Origin of the sequence: Lacrimispora struthionigena (assembly GCF_048627165.1) — a bacterium.
Lineage (GTDB): Bacteria > Bacillota > Clostridia > Lachnospirales > Lachnospiraceae > Lacrimispora.
Map to the genome: position 1 here is coordinate 1,375,195 of NZ_JBMBWP010000002.1, position 15,271 is coordinate 1,390,465.

A 15,271-nucleotide genomic window follows, 5' to 3' on the forward strand; every position below is an offset into this window, starting at 1 on the left:
ATTATTGAAACTCTTATAATTGAAACTCCGATCTCAAAATCCCATATTCATAAGTATCTTTCCATATGGGATTGCCGTCCTCATCGGTAAAAAAATATACATTTTTAAGCAGGGTCCCCTCTCTTCTCATCCCTACTCGCTCAAGCAGTTTCCAGGAATGAGGATTCTGGGGATCACACATTGCAATCATTCTTCTTACACCAAGCTCATGAAAACCATATTTCATCAGTGCCAGAAGTCCTTCTGTGGCATACCCCTTCCCCCAGTACTGATCATTGAAAACATAACCTACTTCCCATGTTTCAAATTCTTCTTTTGCAAAATAGAAGTTACCAATGAGTTTTCCGCTTTTTAAGCATACAGCAAGAAACCGCTCGTCATCAGCCCGCCTTTTTGCTTCTATAAAAGATTTTTCTCTTGAATATGGCTTGTATGGTTCAAATTCCAACACCTTGGGATTTGAAAAATACTCATACAAATCTTCCCCGTCATGTTCTGTAAACTTACGTATCACCAATCGGTCTGTTATTATTTCCTTCATATAAATCCCCCCTGTTTTTCAGTTAATGTTACAAATATATATTATACAACAACATTCCTGAAATTCAAAAGACTTTGTGGCATCGCTACGTACAATGGCACGTTTACCGGCGCATAAGATCTTTTACTTCAACATAAGGGTTCTTGTACCTTTGTTTTCCTTCCGACATGTTTCCATATTGAACCGCCTGCCTTGGGCATAGGTTTAAGCAGGAAAGACACATCTCACACTGATGATTCCAGGTCGGTATTCCATTCTTAATTTTAATGTTATGTACAGGGCAGACCTGGCTGCACAATCCGCAGCCAATGCACCCCTGATCTACCTTGAACTTATGGTCCATTAGCTTAATAAACGGCGAAACTGACCGATACAGCATACCGGTTCTTAAAATTCTGTCTTTCATGCTACCCATTTCTACTGTATGGTACTCTTGGGATTTAACTGCCGAGACGATCTCCCTGATTTTCTTCTCCATTGAGCTGAAAAGTTTTTTCTTTTTTTCCTCGTTTGTTTCATGCAATAATATCATGTTGGTCGGCATAATTACAGAATAACCTGCTGAAAGTTTAAGACCTCTTGTCTCCAGCATTCTGCGTGTAAGTACCAAAGCTCCGGCTACCCTGCCACCATTGGTAGCAACGGCAAAAAAATATTTCCCTTTATTATCAGATGACAGGTGTTTTATAAATTGCTTAACCACGTTTGGCAGGCCAAAAGCATATACAGGAAATACAAGACCGATATTGTCAGCTTTCAAAAGTGCAATGTTCTCACCTTCAGACTCAATGGGAACTATTGTGGTATCCCCAAGCAGATCTCCAATCCTTCTGGCACAATATAAAGAATTTCCTGTCCCTGTAAAATAGTAAATAATCGTTGACATTTAATCACTCTCCTTTTTCAAATCTGATATCCGTCCGCTTATTTCCCATCAGCCTGTAGATTTTCCAGCAATGCCGGTTCCGGTTTTTTATACACAGTCAGGAGCAGGGTAGGAATCACTGACAAGATTGTAAAGCCAACTGACCACCAAAAAGCAACATTGTACGCACTTATAACATTCTGTATTCCCGACGCAGAGTGACCGGCTAACTGATGCTCTACAATTGTTGCAAGGACTGCAGATCCGAACGCTCCTCCAATTGTCTGCAGTATTCTTGTGGCAATGCTGGCATGAGGAATCTGCTCACTGCTCAGTCCCACATAGGCAGAAACCATAAGCGGAATGAATACTCCGCCCAGGCCAGCCCCCCGTATCAGCAGTGCTGCACCTAACAAAATTGCATTTGTTCCGGAATCAGCAAAAGCAAATGGCAAAGTACCCACCGCTGTGATGATAAGACTTACCATAACAATGGGACGCGCTCCTATCCGGTCGGTCAGTTTCCCAATCTGGGTTCTTGTAAGCAGCATGCCAACTCCCTGAGGAATCAGCATAAGACCGGCGTAGAGAACACTTTCGCCACGCACCTGCTGATAAAATAACGGAAGAAGAAGCATACCGCCATTGGTGATAATGCCTGACATAAAAAGCAACACAGACGTAGCGGAAAAATTGCGTGATTGAAACAAATGCAGATCAAGAACTGGAGATATCCTTGTATTTAAGGCGTAGAAAATAAAAGCAGCCATTACAAGCAGCCCTGTTACTGTCGGGACAATAACTGCAGTGCTGTTTAATCCACCATGTGAAGCAATCTGCGCTATGCCATAAATGAGCAGGGCAAATGCAGGGGACAGCAGCAAAATACCAATGATATCAAGAGGCTGTTTTTCCTCTGCGGTACTGCCCTCAGGGATTCCCCAAAAAGCCAGTAATAAGGCGATGACGGTCACCGGAATGTTAACATAAAAGATCCAGCGCCAGCCCAGACTGTTGACTATAATTCCGCCAAGTACCGGTCCCAGAATTGGTGCTAACAGCATGGGCAGGCTGACAATTGACGCCATATGGCCTATATTTTGGCCTCCGGATATTTGAACCAGCATGTTTGTCATAGTTGGCATCAGTAAACCTGCGCCAATTCCCTGGAGGAGCCGAAACCCGATCAAAGTACCTATATTCCATGACAGTGATGATAGAACCGAGCCTGCAAAAAATAAAATCAGGGAAAATTCATACAGCCGTTTACCTCCAAAGCGATTAATCGCCCATCCGGAAACGGGAACCGCAATTGCCATTGCAAGCACATATCCCGTAATCACCCACTGTATAATGGAAACCGTACTATTAAATTCACCTGTAATTGTTTTTATGGCCACATTGACCATTGTAGAATCCAATAGTGGTGCAAGAGAACCAAATACCAGGATTATTGATACTTTTAGCATCATCGGATCAAGCGTTTCTTTTTGCTGCCCGAAATCATTTGCTATATTTTCTGCCATATTGAGACCTCCTTAAGATTAAAACTTTACTTTATCCAACAATCTGTTGTATTATCATATTGTAATGAGATCACGGTTCTTCATCAACCGACAATCATGATTTATTTGTTGGATTTAAAATGGAATGGAGGAATTCTTTTGATAAAGCAGCCTGAAATCACGATGCAGACCAGAAAAAACTTAGCAGATGCGTTCTGGCAGATCTACTGTGAAAAACGAATTGAAAAGATTACGGTTAAAGAAATTACAGCAAAGGCAGGTTATAACAGAAGCACATTTTATGAATATTATACGGATGTCTACGATGTGCTGGAGCAAATTGAAGCTTCTGTATTACCAGATATTGAAAAACACAAAAAAATGATACCCAATGGGAGCATGCAATTTCCACTGAAACACCTTGTGGAAGTGTACAATAAAAACAAACAATATTTTATTGTCCTCTTAGGAAAAAATGGGGATCCGGCCTTTCAGGAAAAGATGAAAAACACCTACAAAGACCTGGTACGTCCCATGGTACAATCGTATGAATCAGATAATTACAAATTAGAATGCAGTTTGGAATATGCCATGTCCGCTATTATTGGAGTGATGACGTATTGCTTTACAAGGGAAGAACAACCTGATATAGAAAAAACGGTTGTGCTTCTCAATGACTTTATGAACAATGGTGTAATAGGGCTGCTAAAGTGAATCAGAAAAATGGGCAAAACCAGTCCAAAAAACCCTGATCTCTGCCCATTTTTTATTTTCTCGCAACGCCTGGAGCCCTCAACACATAACCCACACCTCTGACCGTATGAATCAGCTTTACCGGATGGCTTTCATCGATTTTCTTTCTCAAATACCGAATGTACACATCAACCATATTGGATTCTCCTTCATAGTCGTAGTTCCATATATGCTTACTGATTTTTTCCCGGGTAAGCACCACGCCCGTATTACGGATTAAATACTCCAATATGGAGAATTCTTTGGAGGAAAGGGAAATGATTTTCTGATTTCTCATCACTCTCCGTGCATCACAGTTTACAATCAGATCGCCAACCTCAAAAATATTGCTGATATTGCCGTAATACCGCCTTAACATTGCCCTTACTTTTCTAAGAAGTTCTTGTAAGGCAAAGGGTTTCAGCAAATATTCGTCCACCTGTAATTCCGGATTGGTGCCACGGTCCAAAGTGGTGTCATCTGAAGTCATCAAAAGCACCGGAGTCTTCTTACCCTGACTTCGTACCTTTTTTAGCAGTTCTATCCCGCTGACCCCCGGAATCATAGTATCCAGAATGACAGCATCATAATATTCCGTTTCCAGATAATCCAATGCGTCAAGACCATTAAGACAGGAATCAACGGTATAATGTTCCAGTTTTAGTTTTCTTACGATCAGCCCATTTAAATCCGGTTCATCCTCCACCAATAAGATTCTCATTGTATGTGTCTTTCCTCTCATTCTTCTGTGCTTTCATTTATGTGTGTATCTTATAAATATTATATCACAAGATTAATGAAAGGAATATGAAGGAAATAACAAATAATCTGAAATAATAAAACATCCGGTGGGGTTGCTTGGATTTTGCCTTGTATCTACCCGAAGTGTAATGATTCTTGCTATGGTTCCCATTACGATCCCGCATAAAATGACTTTTTCCATATATTAAGCAGATTAATTTCAATCAGAACCTCCATCTGTTTATAGTTACTATCACCAATTTTTTCACATTATATTCTGACAAAGAGCCACAAAAACAGGGCAGAAATCAGACCAAAGTCTCTGATTTCTACCCTGTTTTATCTTTTTACAACTCCTTCTATCAGTTACTATCTTTTCTACCACAATACTAACACGGCAAGTGATAGAAAGCATTACCAGATGATAAATCGCGCCATGAGAATTAAAAAAATAAATAACCCTATGTTTTTATGATATTAAAATCCAATTCTTATCAATCCATCTCGCATATGTATATGACCAGCGCCTTTTATACAGTTTGCCATCTATAATTTTGTACTTATAACCAGTTTCTTCTGCCAGAATGTGTATTTCAGAATATTCAATATCCTGCAATTGTTCATTTGAGTACCCAGATGCATAAATGTTGGTTGGAAAAAATTCAAAAAACGTAGTCACTGCCAATAGGCAGGAAAGATTAATTATGGAAAACTTTTTCATGGTTTACCCCCTCGTTAATTATTTTCAGATGCTTTAAACTATCATCAATTACTGAAATAGTAGCTATTATCTCACCTTGCTCGTTGTAAAGATCATAACCTGAATCTGTCTTTACAAAATAATTTTCACTTGATATTTCAGTCATATTTCCGTAATTTTGTATACTTGGCTCGCTATAAGGTTGAATAACAAAGGAATATGACAGCATAAGCAAAAAAAATGTAATTGGAATAAGCATTTCACTTCTTTGTTTCTTAATTTTTGAATAATTACTTTCAAGTAACATTTTAAATCGTTGTTCTAAACGATCGCTTTTCGCTTCTTCAACTAAGCAACAAGTTAATATAGATTTCTTTTGATTTTTCTCCTGATTTTGAATGACTTTGATTATTGCATTTAAATAACACCTTTGTTGCTGCCTATTTAAGTAATAACTAACTTTTTCATCAGAATGCATTTCTAAAGTGTGTTCCACTTCTGTGTTAAAATATCTAAAAAACGGATTCCACCAAAATATGGTCTGAATAATATCACAAATGCTTTTGATTATTACATGTCTCTGATGGTAATGCTGCAACTCATGTAATAAAATTCCAAATAATTCGTCGTCAGTGAAATTTATATCTGGAAGAATTATAACTTGTGATTGAAAGCCGACTATTGCCGGTGTCCTTATGCTTTTATCCACTACTATTTTGATATCTTTTCTTATTCCAGTAAGGTTTTGTATTTTTTCTAAGGTTGATTTCACGCGTTGATCTTTACAAGCTGGAAAAATACTTAATATATTATTTAATCTTCTATACTCACTTATCTTAGTGTAGAATTTATATAATGCAATTCCCCCACTTACAAGAATAAGAATTGCTAATACATTAATAGTAATACCTTTAACGGGAATAAGAGGATAAGTTAGTACATATTGTAAAGAAGGCAATAAATTTTTAGATCTGATAATTTGAGTATAGAATAGTTCTGTTGGTAAAAAGAACCTTATTAAACATAAACAAATCAAAAAAAACAAAGGATAAATTGAGAAAGTTCTTAAAAGAATCATTTGCCTGCTTAATATTTTAATAACTATTGCAAATATACTTACCCAAATAAGTGAAGTCAAGAATGAGAACAAAGTTATGCCCATAAACTAGTCCTCCTTATATTGGTCTAATAGTTCCTGTAAAGCTTCTGCAATTTCCTTTTTACATTTTTTTTTGCCTAAAAGCGTAGATATAAAAGATAAACTATCTTTTTCATCTCCCTGATAATATCTATCAAACTGCATAACTGCATATTCATTGGCGGATATTGTTGGTCGAAATAGACGACCATAGGACTTTCCGATTTTAGTTATTTCAGCTACTTCGATAGCTTTCTTTTTTTCAAGCGTTCGCAAAGTACTTTGTATAGAACTTGAAGGCCAAGTTCTGTTAGGAATTCTTTCTGCAATTTCGGTAGCAGATAAAGGAGTATCTGATGTCCATAGTGCTTTCATAGCAGCTTCTTCTTTACCTGTAAGAAAAAAACATGGATTCATGCTGTTTCCGGCTTGCATCTTATTCACCTCATGTGATTTTTATAAAATTATAATTTAAAATTATAGAAAAGTCAATTAGTTTTAAAATGATAAATAATTTTAAAACGATTTTAATTATTAAAATCATTATTGACAAAATAAGTTTACCCTATTAATATATAAACTATAATATCATAAGTACTAAAACCATATGAAAGTTGGGGGATTTGAAGGCGAGTCTGGTTTTTAATTGATGTCCAAAACCGTGAGCGTAAAATAGTACTTAGATAGGGGGGGATTCCATTGTTTTTATAAGAATATTACTATAATGTAACTTTACATTTGGATTTAAGAAAAAAGGAGATTAAATTATAATGGGATTATTCATTTCAAAAAAGAAGTACACGACTTTAACTGCCATGCTTATGGCTTTTGCACTTATGTTTAGTTTTAATGTTAATGCCCAAACCACTACACAGAGGGATCAAGTTTGCGTAGAATCCCGTGATAACAAGGCGATCGCGAAGGCTTTAGGTCTTAATCCTGATGAAATTAAAAGTATAGAAATCTATGATATTGTTAATCCAGTTGAAATCGAGAAAATATCAGGTAATGGCAACCACTTAATGGCTTGGTATGATACCGGAGCAACTATAAAGCGTACAAACGGGCCACGGGAAAGTTGGAGTTCACTTCCTATGGCTTCTGACTATATCTCACCCGGAGGAAGTATCTCACATACTTATACAAAACAAGTTTCAAAATCAGCATCCTTCACGGTCGGGGTTGCACCAATAAAGGAAATATCAGCACAGTTAGGATATGGTTCAACAAATACTTCTACAGTCTCAAAAACTATATCTCAAAATAACAATACATCGAAAGGAATGTATGTCGATGTATATATCATTTATCAATCATATGATTATTCAGTATATGGCAAACCTTCTGGTGATTATTACGGAAAAGGAGGTTTTACTGTTGCTACAGGCCTGGGAGTAATAACCAGATAATGGAAGTAGGTAAATATGAATAAAATTCCTTTCTACTATATTATTACATTTATTTTTGAAGCAATTGGATTCACTTTAATATTAAACTGCTATAATATAGCAGAGTATAAGTTGGATTTAAAGATATTAACAATGCAGAAACTAGATATTCCACTTGAGTTTAATTATAATTATTTAAATATCATATCAAACAATTATAGAACAACAGGTATTTTGTTAGCGTTATTAGGAGGTATTTTTCTAATCAAGGCTCTCTTTAGTGGGAATAATCGAGTAGGAAGCGGTGACTAACCGCCGTCCTCTCACAGCATTGTGCGTACCGTTCGGTACACGGTGCTTTAAATAGTTGACGTGAACTGACTGATATGCATTGGCTAAATCATAGAAGCCACTGCATATCAGTCTTTCTTTTGTTAAAGCTATATTGACCCCCATTGTGTGTGTGTCACAAACCAATAACCTCTTCGGCTATTAGCTGTTACATATGCCAAATCTTTGGATACTCCTAGTTTTACAGGGTTTCTCATCTTTGTCTTAGGCTTCTTAAAAGCTATGCAAATACAGCCCAACTATGATATGATAAATAAATAATAATAACCACACTTCCTATCCCAAAACACACCCGCATAAACAAGGAGGCACTATTATGGACACCCGCTATCTGACCTACATCCTGACAATCGCCAAAAAAGAGAACATGACCAAAGCAGCAGAAGAACTTTTTGTCTCCCAATCCACCTTAAGCCAGTACCTTTCAAAGCTGGAAAGTGAACTGGGCACCCCATTGTTTTATCGGAGCAAAGGCAGGTTAACTCTCACACCGGCAGGCTCTCTTTATATAGAAGCTGCCGAAAAAGTCATGTCCATAAAAAATGTCCTCTATCAGAATATTCAGAACATTGAAAACCGCGGTCATATAACCGTAGGCGTGACCTCACAGTTCGGGCTTACCATGCTGACCGATATCATTCCGGCTTTCAAAGTCCAATACCCGGATATTATCATTGAAATTTCAGAAACCAATCTTCCCGGACTTACCAGATTGATATCAGAAGAAAGCATCGACTGTGGAATCATGGCGATCAATGAAATTGATCCTTTTTCTCCTGATCAGGTGACCATACTCCGGGAGGAAGAAGTTCTGTTTTCCATTCCTGTTAATCACCCATATCGGAAGAAAAATCCGGACAGACCGATCCGAATTGGGGAATTTGCAAAGAGTTTTGGGGAAGAAAATATTTTACTGTCTAAAAAAGGCTCTACTCTGCGCCGGCTCACCGATATGGTGCTGGAAAATGCCGGCTGGATCCCCAGTACTGTTTGTGAAACCAACAGCATATCCACAACCAGAAGTATGGTTGCCATGGGAATTGGAGTCACATTTATCAGCGATTCCTGTGCAGCGGACCGGGAACACGTGGCATATTATCATGTGGAGCCAAAGCTTACCAGACTAAACGCTTTGGTAACAAGAAAAAACTGGATTCAAAGCCAGGCGAGCCAATGCTTTTGTAATGCTATAAGGAACTATTTTAATTAATAACAGCCCTGGGTGCCATTTTGAAAACCGGCTTCCAGGGCTGTTAATTTCAATTAATTTAATTATTTTGCAAGATCATCAGCGATCTGTTTAATCTCATTGTAAATCTTTTCGTCATTGGCCTCAGAATCAACAGAACTTAAATAGTAAGGCATCATCTCAACTTTGGCAATTGCCTCTTTTACTTCCGGATCTTCGGTCATTTTCTTAACCAGCTGATCGTACCATGCAATCACATCATCAGATGTATCTTTGGGGAAATAAAAGGAAAACTCACAGTTTGGATATACTAAATCTACGCCCTGCTCGGTTAAAGTTGGAATATCCTTGATTAATTCATAGCGCTCTTTCGTTGGAGCTCCCAGGCATACAAATTGTCCTGCTTCCAGATAATCCTTACAGTTAATATAAGCACCTGGCATTAAATCCACCTGGCCGGAAAGCATGGCTGCTACCTTATCAGAGTTGGAACCTACGTCAACCAGGTCCAGATCAATTCCTGCTACCTTTTCAAATGCAAGCAGCTCATAGTAAGTATATGCTCCTACTTCGGTACATGCTTTTAACTTGCCTGGATTTGCTTTTGCTGCCTTAATGAAATCATCAAGTGTCTTATACTTTTCCGGATTTGCGTAGAACTGCTGTGCCGGATCAAGTGCAAATGTTGGTCCTAATTTAAAAGCGGTATAATTATAATCGGTTACACCAGCAATATTTGCCACATTTACCAGGTTGTGACCGTAAAGGAAGGTATGTCCGTCTGCTGCTGCGGAGCGTACCTGATTTGCTGCTACGGAACCTGCAGCCCCGTTGGCATTTACCACAATAAAATCAGCACCTGTCATTCTCTTTGCATACTCCGCAAATACACGGGCAGAAAGATCTGTGTTGCCGCCTGCTCCTGCTGGAACTACGATGGAAACAGTGGTGGTTGGCTTCCAGGTGGAGGCTGCTGCCTCAGTACCTGCTGCTTCTGATCCTTTTGTAGTGGCTGCCTCAGAACTGGCTGCCGCTTTTGTTGTTTCTGCTGCTGTTGTTGCCTGTGTCTGGCTGCTGCCACATGCTGTCATGCTAAGAACCAACCCCGCCGCCAATACTGTTGCTAATAATCTTTTTTTCATAGTTTTGCTCTCCTTTTTTATGATTGTTCAGATGCCTTCCCCGCTTTTTTGTTTATGTACATCTTGTATTCTTTATAAACTGACCAAACCACCACACCGATTGCCACAAAAAAGAATGCGTCAAAAATCGGTCTCTGGAAAAACGCTCCAAATGATTTGTACTGCATGATTCCTCTTCGGAGATATGTCTCCAGCATTTTTCCTATAAGGAAGCATAATACAAACGGTGTAGTTGGCAGTCTGAACTTATGATATAAGTATCCCACCAGTCCAAATAACAGTATGGACTGTACGTCGAAAATCCGGTTGTTGGTGGCATAAGCGCCCACGCAGCACAAAACCAGGATCAGAGGCATCAGGATGTGTTTCGGTATTTTTAAAAGCTGTACAAATGCTTTGATTCCAAAAAATTCAATTAACAGCATCATAGTAATACAGATCATACAGGCTGCAAAAATTCCATATACTACATCTGCATTTTTAACAAAGAGAAGGGGACCTGCCGATAAGCCGTGAATCAAAAATCCTCCAAGCATCATAGCCGTTACACCGTCCCCTGGTATTCCAAGAACCAGAAGCGGAATCATTGCTCCTCCGATGGTGGCGTTGTTAGCTGTTTCCGTGGCCACAATTCCATCAGGGCAGCCCTTTCCAAATTCTTCCGGATGTTTTGACATGTTTTTGGCAGTTACGTAGGCAAGCATTCCTGAAGTACTTCCACCGATTCCGGGTAAGATACCGATTCCGGTTCCGATAAGAGCAGAACGAATGGCATTTGGAATCTGATAAACAAATTCCTTCCAGGTAAAACCGAACCCTTTAATTGGTTTCATTTTGATCACATCCATCTTCCCATGTCCCATGGATTCCGCTGTTATAAGAATCTCTGAAATGGCGAAAATACCAATTAACGTGGGAAGTGTATCATATCCTGCCATCAATGAGCTGGATCCAAATGTAAAACGGGCTGTTCCGTCAATTGGAGCCATACCCACCAGGGAGAATATCAGTCCCAGCATACCCGCCAGGACACCTTTTAACATGGAACCGGACGCCAGTACTGCAACCATGGTTAATGCAAAAAAGGAAATTCCAAAGTTCTCAGCCGGAGTAAACTTAAGTGCAACATTAGCAAGTAACGGAGCACAAAACGTTAAAATAATAAAGGAAAAAATAGATCCTAAAAAGGAAAATACGATTCCATATCCTAGCGCTTTACCAGCGTCTCCATTTTTTGCCATTGGATAACCGTCAAAACAGGTTGCTATGGAAGATGCCGTACCCGGCATATTAAGAAGAATTGCAGAGATCAGACCACCTGAAATACCTCCGATGTAAACAGCAACCAGTACATTCATCCCCATAGATGGGGACATACTGAACGTAAGCGGCAAAAACAATGCTACTGCCATAGAAGCTGACAAACCTGGTATGGAACCAAATATAATTCCAACAACCACTCCTGCTGCCATAAGCAGAAGAGAAGACGGAGTAAAAATTCTTACATAAGCGTTACCTAACGAAATTAATGCATTCATAGCTTCTCCTCCTATAAATTAATGGTAAATATACCAGCAGGCAATATGATCTTAAATCCATACCGGAACAGAAAAAATACAACAAAGGTAAATATGACAGAAGTTACTGCCAGCTGTATGATATCCTTTTTCGTTTTTTTCTCATCGGGAGCCAGAACATACATCTGAAATGGCAAATAAAGAATTGTTGTTACAATAAAGCCAACGGGCTGAAGTAAGTAAACATAGACCAGGATCAGCATAAAGCTGGTAAGCATACGTTTGTAATCCAGATCTTCCTTTTCCATTTTTTCTGCTTCTGCCGTTCTCATTTTTAAATTTTTCAAATTTAAGAATGCCAGGGCTGCCGCCAGAACAAAGGTCACGATACCGATGCACATTGGCATGAAATCCGGACCGATATCCATAATTGTTGATTTTGGCAGCATCTTTGCCATTATCATCATTCCGGCGGATAAAATCATAAAAAATCCGCCGACAATCATATCCCCATATTTTTTAATAAACATTGACTGGCCTCCTCCTTTTATCTTACCAGTGCCGGCTTTTTACAGTCATATTTCCAGCCTGGTATTAAATACTGCATTGCAAGAGCATCGTCTCTGTCATGAGAGGTAAGGCTGTTATATAATGCATTGGCCTCCATAACCCGCTCCATATTAATGGTTACTCCAAGCCCGGGTCTGTCAGGTACCTCCAAATACCCGTTTTTAATAGACGGAGTATCGTTTAACAGATTCTGACCATCCTGCCAGATCCAGTGAGTGTCAAGTGCAGTTGGATTTCCCGGTGCTGCAGCTGCCACGTGGGCAAACGCGGTCAGGGTAATATCAAAATGATTGTTGGAATGACTCCCCCATGTCAGACCCCAGTCATTTAAAATCTGTGCCATTCTCACACTTCCTTCGAATCCCCAGAAATGAGGATCTGCCAGAACAATATCCACCGCTTTTAATGTTGCGGAATGATAAAACTGTCTCCAGTCTGTGGCAATCATGTTGGTTGCTACTGGCAGATTAACGGCATTTTTAAATTCTGCCATGATTTCTCTGCTGGAAAAACCGGATTCCGGACCGCAGGGATCTTCGATGTAAGATAAAATTCCCTCCATTGGCTTACAAAGGTCAATAGCTTCCTTTAAACTCCAGGCCCCGTTGGGATCTATATTAATACGGCCATTGGGAAATGCCTTCTTCAGTGCCCGAACCGCTTCCATCTCTTCGGAACCGGAAAGCACACCACCTTTTAATTTAAAGTTGTTAAATCCATATTTTTCATGAAGAACCTCTGCCTGTTCTACAATACGTTCCGGCGTAAGCATCTCCATGCGGCGAAGGCGAAACCAGGGATCCTCACTGCTGCTCTCATCCAGATACCCAAGCTTAAGGGCTTTTTCCTTTTCGCTGACGTAGAATAAATATCCCAGTGTTTCTACCTGATTTCTCTGCTTTCCCTCTCCTAACAGTTCACACATGGGAAGCCCTAAGTGCTGTCCCAGAAGATCAAGGAGTGCGCATTCTATCGCCCATTCTGCTTTCACAACAAATTTCAGTTTGCTGATATCAAGGGTCTGTATTCCCTCTCCATCATCTCCTTCTGCTCTCGTTCCCGCTCTATGGATTGAATTTAAAATTCCACGGTATTTTCCAATCTGCTGTCCTACCACCAGAGGAGTACAGCTTCTTAATGCTTCACAGGTGTAATCCCCTCCATGTATCTCGCCGATTCCGGTATTCCCCGCACTATCCTTTAAAATCACCAGATTTCTGGTAAACCACGGTGCATGAGCTCCGCTTAATGTCATAAGCATGCTGTCATAACCAGCAACTGGAATGACCTGCATTTCTGTTACCACCGGCGTTCCTGAGTGCTTCATATGTTTTATTTCCTTTCTTTGGTCAAATTGCACATTTTTTTATTTGTCAATTCTTGTTTTCACATGCATTATACCAACGAATTTTCCATAAATCCAATAATTAATACCGATTGCAGCAATAAGAAATGTTAATAATCCTTAAAATCAACGAACAAGACAGGGTTTTTTTGGATTAAATTTCCATCCTGGGATCAAATACTGCATACCCATGGCATCATCCCTGCCGCCCAGGCAGTAATCCAGATACAGCTGGTGAGCCTTTTTAATCTGATCCAGATCTGCCTCTATACCAAGTCCAGGCTTCTTTGGAACTTCCACACAGCCGTTTACGATTTGAAGGGGTTCTTTCGTCAGGCGCTCGATTCCCTCCTGCCAGATCCAGTGGGTATCTAGTGCATTGTACTCTCCTGGTACAGCAGCACCTACCTGGGTAAACATGGCAAGTGATATGTCAAAATGGTTGTTGGAATGAGAACCCCATGTATATCCAAAATCATGGCACATCTGTGCTACACGGACAGATCCGTTCATCGTCCAGAAATGGGGATCAGCCAGTATGATGTCCACAGCCTGGGATTCCAGGGAATGACCTACCTCTCTCCAATCGGTTGCAATCATATTAGTAGCCGTTGGAAAACCGGTACGACGGCGGAATTCGCTGACAATCTCTCTTCCGGAATAAACACCTTCTGCTCCGCAGGGATCTTCGCAGTACGTTAAAATCCCCTGCATTCCTTTGACATATTCCACAGCCTCTTCAAGAAGCCAGCCACCGTTAGGATCTAAATCAATCCGTGCATCAGGAAATGCTTTCTTTAATTCCCGGATTACATCCATCTCTTCATTTCCGGGAAGCACGCCGCCTTTCAGCTTAAAGTCCTGGAATCCGTATTTTTCTCTTGTAGCTTTTGCGAATGCCACGATCTGCTCCGCAGTAAGAGCTTCCTCGTGACGAATCCGGTACCAGTCACAGTCTGCATCTGGTTCAGAATCGTAGGGTAGATCTGTTTTGTTTCTGTCTCCCACAAAGAATAGATAACCCAGCATACGTACACTGTCTCTCTGTTTTCCTTCGCCTAACAGTTCACATACAGGAACCTCTAAATATTTTCCCAGAAGATCCAGACAGGGGGCTTCAATGGCGGTTATCACATGTACTCCTGTACGTAAATCAAACGTCTGGTTCCCTCTGACATCTGTTTCTCCTTTGGAATCCAGATATTCCTTCACCTTTAAAAGAGTGCTTTTGTATTCACTGATTTTAGTACCAGTTACAAGGGGAACGCACTCTAAAAGTGCATCGGTGATCTTTTTTCCTCCAGGTACTTCTCCTACTCCCATTTCGCCGTTATTCGCATACAGGATGACAATATTTCTTGTAAAAAACGGTGCATGAGCTCCGCTTAAATTTAATTCCATGCAATCTTTTCCTGCTACTGGATACACTTCCATTTCAGTAATCACTGGTGTCATGTTTAATCTCCTTTACCAAAAGCCATCATAGGCTTACATATTCTGATTATAACTTTCTTTTGTTTCTCATTCTATTGACAGACGCAACAAGC

The 15,271-nt window shown here is 39.8% G+C and carries 17 protein-coding genes and 1 pseudogene; 4 read left to right on the forward strand and 14 right to left on the reverse strand.

Annotated features, from left to right (window positions below):
* Positions 1-13: 13 nt before the first annotated feature.
* The 3 genes from ACOAOT_RS15560 to ACOAOT_RS15570 all read right to left on the reverse strand — a co-directional run bounded on the left by ACOAOT_RS15560 (position 14) and on the right by ACOAOT_RS15570 (position 2,932).
* A complete protein-coding gene (locus ACOAOT_RS15560; protein ID WP_420217829.1) occupies positions 14-541 on the reverse strand; it encodes a GNAT family N-acetyltransferase in 528 nt (175 codons plus the stop codon).
* Positions 542-644: 103 nt separating this feature from the next.
* A complete protein-coding gene (locus ACOAOT_RS15565) occupies positions 645-1,427 on the reverse strand; it encodes an EFR1 family ferrodoxin (RefSeq protein WP_420217830.1) in 783 nt (260 codons plus the stop codon).
* Positions 1,428-1,465: 38 nt separating this feature from the next.
* Positions 1,466-2,932 carry an MDR family MFS transporter gene (locus ACOAOT_RS15570; RefSeq protein ID WP_420217831.1) on the reverse strand — a complete coding sequence of 489 codons (1,467 nt, stop codon included), beginning with the start codon at positions 2,930-2,932 and terminating at the stop codon, positions 1,466-1,468.
* Positions 2,933-3,070: 138 nt separating this feature from the next.
* Between ACOAOT_RS15570 and ACOAOT_RS15575 the strand changes: the two genes are divergently transcribed.
* On the forward strand, positions 3,071-3,625 hold the full coding sequence (locus ACOAOT_RS15575; protein ID WP_420217832.1) for a TetR/AcrR family transcriptional regulator: 555 nt from the start codon (positions 3,071-3,073) through the stop codon (positions 3,623-3,625).
* Positions 3,626-3,677: 52 nt separating this feature from the next.
* On the opposite strand, the gene ACOAOT_RS15580 is transcribed toward ACOAOT_RS15575, so the two are convergent.
* The 5 genes from ACOAOT_RS15580 to ACOAOT_RS15600 all read right to left on the reverse strand — a co-directional run bounded on the left by ACOAOT_RS15580 (position 3,678) and on the right by ACOAOT_RS15600 (position 6,657).
* On the reverse strand, positions 3,678-4,364 hold the full coding sequence (locus ACOAOT_RS15580) for a response regulator transcription factor (protein WP_420217833.1): 687 nt from the start codon (positions 4,362-4,364) through the stop codon (positions 3,678-3,680).
* A 72-nt stretch (positions 4,365-4,436) separates the two neighbouring features.
* Positions 4,437-4,586: a YIEGIA domain-containing protein gene (locus ACOAOT_RS15585; protein WP_420217834.1), complete on the reverse strand. Its 150-nt coding sequence runs from the start codon at positions 4,584-4,586 to the stop codon at positions 4,437-4,439.
* Positions 4,587-4,853: 267 nt separating this feature from the next.
* Positions 4,854-5,105, reverse strand: a complete 252-nt coding sequence (locus ACOAOT_RS15590; protein ID WP_420217835.1) for a hypothetical protein — start codon at positions 5,103-5,105, stop codon at positions 4,854-4,856.
* A complete protein-coding gene (locus tag ACOAOT_RS15595; protein ID WP_420217836.1) occupies positions 5,083-6,246 on the reverse strand; it encodes a M56 family metallopeptidase in 1,164 nt (387 codons plus the stop codon). The genes ACOAOT_RS15590 and ACOAOT_RS15595 overlap by 23 nt, the downstream gene beginning before the upstream one ends.
* Positions 6,247-6,249: 3 nt before the next feature.
* Complete coding sequence (locus tag ACOAOT_RS15600; RefSeq protein WP_420217837.1) at positions 6,250-6,657, reverse strand: BlaI/MecI/CopY family transcriptional regulator; 408 nt, start codon at positions 6,655-6,657, stop codon at positions 6,250-6,252.
* Positions 6,658-6,992: 335 nt separating this feature from the next.
* Here ACOAOT_RS15600 and ACOAOT_RS15605 point away from each other — a divergent pair, with 335 nt between their 5' ends.
* Complete coding sequence (locus ACOAOT_RS15605; RefSeq protein ID WP_420217838.1) at positions 6,993-7,631, forward strand: hypothetical protein; 639 nt, start codon at positions 6,993-6,995, stop codon at positions 7,629-7,631.
* A 15-nt stretch (positions 7,632-7,646) separates the two neighbouring features.
* Complete coding sequence (locus tag ACOAOT_RS15610; RefSeq protein ID WP_420219482.1) at positions 7,647-7,922, forward strand: hypothetical protein; 276 nt, start codon at positions 7,647-7,649, stop codon at positions 7,920-7,922.
* Between the two features lie 54 nt (positions 7,923-7,976).
* On the opposite strand, the pseudogene ACOAOT_RS15615 reads toward ACOAOT_RS15610, so the two are convergent.
* Positions 7,977-8,194, reverse strand: a pseudogene (locus tag ACOAOT_RS15615) (group II intron reverse transcriptase/maturase); the annotation flags it as partial.
* Between the two features lie 83 nt (positions 8,195-8,277).
* On the opposite strand from ACOAOT_RS15615, the gene ACOAOT_RS15620 reads away from it, so the two are divergent.
* Positions 8,278-9,171, forward strand: a complete 894-nt coding sequence (locus tag ACOAOT_RS15620; RefSeq protein ID WP_420217839.1) for a LysR family transcriptional regulator — start codon at positions 8,278-8,280, stop codon at positions 9,169-9,171.
* 62 nt (positions 9,172-9,233) lie between these two features.
* Here the strand turns inward: ACOAOT_RS15620 and ACOAOT_RS15625 are convergent, their stop codons facing one another.
* The 5 genes from ACOAOT_RS15625 to ACOAOT_RS15645 all read right to left on the reverse strand — a co-directional run bounded on the left by ACOAOT_RS15625 (position 9,234) and on the right by ACOAOT_RS15645 (position 15,179).
* Positions 9,234-10,292 (reverse strand): tripartite tricarboxylate transporter substrate binding protein, encoded by a 1,059-nt coding sequence (locus ACOAOT_RS15625; protein WP_420217840.1) that lies wholly within the window; start codon positions 10,290-10,292, stop codon positions 9,234-9,236.
* A 17-nt stretch (positions 10,293-10,309) separates the two neighbouring features.
* Positions 10,310-11,830: a tripartite tricarboxylate transporter permease gene (locus ACOAOT_RS15630; protein ID WP_420217841.1), complete on the reverse strand. Its 1,521-nt coding sequence runs from the start codon at positions 11,828-11,830 to the stop codon at positions 10,310-10,312.
* Positions 11,831-11,841: 11 nt separating this feature from the next.
* Positions 11,842-12,339 (reverse strand): tripartite tricarboxylate transporter TctB family protein, encoded by a 498-nt coding sequence (locus ACOAOT_RS15635; protein ID WP_420217842.1) that lies wholly within the window; start codon positions 12,337-12,339, stop codon positions 11,842-11,844.
* 17 nt (positions 12,340-12,356) lie between these two features.
* Complete coding sequence (locus tag ACOAOT_RS15640) at positions 12,357-13,706, reverse strand: enolase C-terminal domain-like protein (protein WP_420217843.1); 1,350 nt, start codon at positions 13,704-13,706, stop codon at positions 12,357-12,359.
* Positions 13,707-13,850: 144 nt separating this feature from the next.
* Entirely contained in the window at positions 13,851-15,179 is a 1,329-nt protein-coding gene (locus ACOAOT_RS15645; RefSeq protein ID WP_420217844.1) for an enolase C-terminal domain-like protein, read from the reverse strand.
* Between the last annotated feature and the right edge of the window lie 92 nt (positions 15,180-15,271).

Coding starts and splice junctions, on each gene's coding strand:
- ACOAOT_RS15630 (WP_420217841.1), bottom strand. CDS start 11,830: ATGAATGCATTAATTTCGTTAGGTAACGCTTATGTAAGAATTTTTACT.
- ACOAOT_RS15590 (WP_420217835.1), bottom strand. CDS start 5,105: ATGAAAAAGTTTTCCATAATTAATCTTTCCTGCCTATTGGCAGTGACT.
- ACOAOT_RS15585 (WP_420217834.1), bottom strand. CDS start 4,586: ATGGAAAAAGTCATTTTATGCGGGATCGTAATGGGAACCATAGCAAGA.
- ACOAOT_RS15635 (WP_420217842.1), bottom strand. CDS start 12,339: ATGTTTATTAAAAAATATGGGGATATGATTGTCGGCGGATTTTTTATG.
- ACOAOT_RS15595 (WP_420217836.1), bottom strand. CDS start 6,246: ATGGGCATAACTTTGTTCTCATTCTTGACTTCACTTATTTGGGTAAGT.
- ACOAOT_RS15640 (WP_420217843.1), bottom strand. CDS start 13,706: ATGAAGCACTCAGGAACGCCGGTGGTAACAGAAATGCAGGTCATTCCA.
- ACOAOT_RS15565 (WP_420217830.1), bottom strand. CDS start 1,427: ATGTCAACGATTATTTACTATTTTACAGGGACAGGAAATTCTTTATAT.
- ACOAOT_RS15645 (WP_420217844.1), bottom strand. CDS start 15,179: ATGACACCAGTGATTACTGAAATGGAAGTGTATCCAGTAGCAGGAAAA.
- ACOAOT_RS15600 (WP_420217837.1), bottom strand. CDS start 6,657: ATGCAAGCCGGAAACAGCATGAATCCATGTTTTTTTCTTACAGGTAAA.
- ACOAOT_RS15580 (WP_420217833.1), bottom strand. CDS start 4,364: ATGAGAATCTTATTGGTGGAGGATGAACCGGATTTAAATGGGCTGATC.
- ACOAOT_RS15610 (WP_420219482.1), top strand. CDS start 7,647: ATGAATAAAATTCCTTTCTACTATATTATTACATTTATTTTTGAAGCA.
- ACOAOT_RS15625 (WP_420217840.1), bottom strand. CDS start 10,292: ATGAAAAAAAGATTATTAGCAACAGTATTGGCGGCGGGGTTGGTTCTT.
- ACOAOT_RS15605 (WP_420217838.1), top strand. CDS start 6,993: ATGGGATTATTCATTTCAAAAAAGAAGTACACGACTTTAACTGCCATG.
- ACOAOT_RS15620 (WP_420217839.1), top strand. CDS start 8,278: ATGGACACCCGCTATCTGACCTACATCCTGACAATCGCCAAAAAAGAG.
- ACOAOT_RS15570 (WP_420217831.1), bottom strand. CDS start 2,932: ATGGCAGAAAATATAGCAAATGATTTCGGGCAGCAAAAAGAAACGCTT.
- ACOAOT_RS15560 (WP_420217829.1), bottom strand. CDS start 541: ATGAAGGAAATAATAACAGACCGATTGGTGATACGTAAGTTTACAGAA.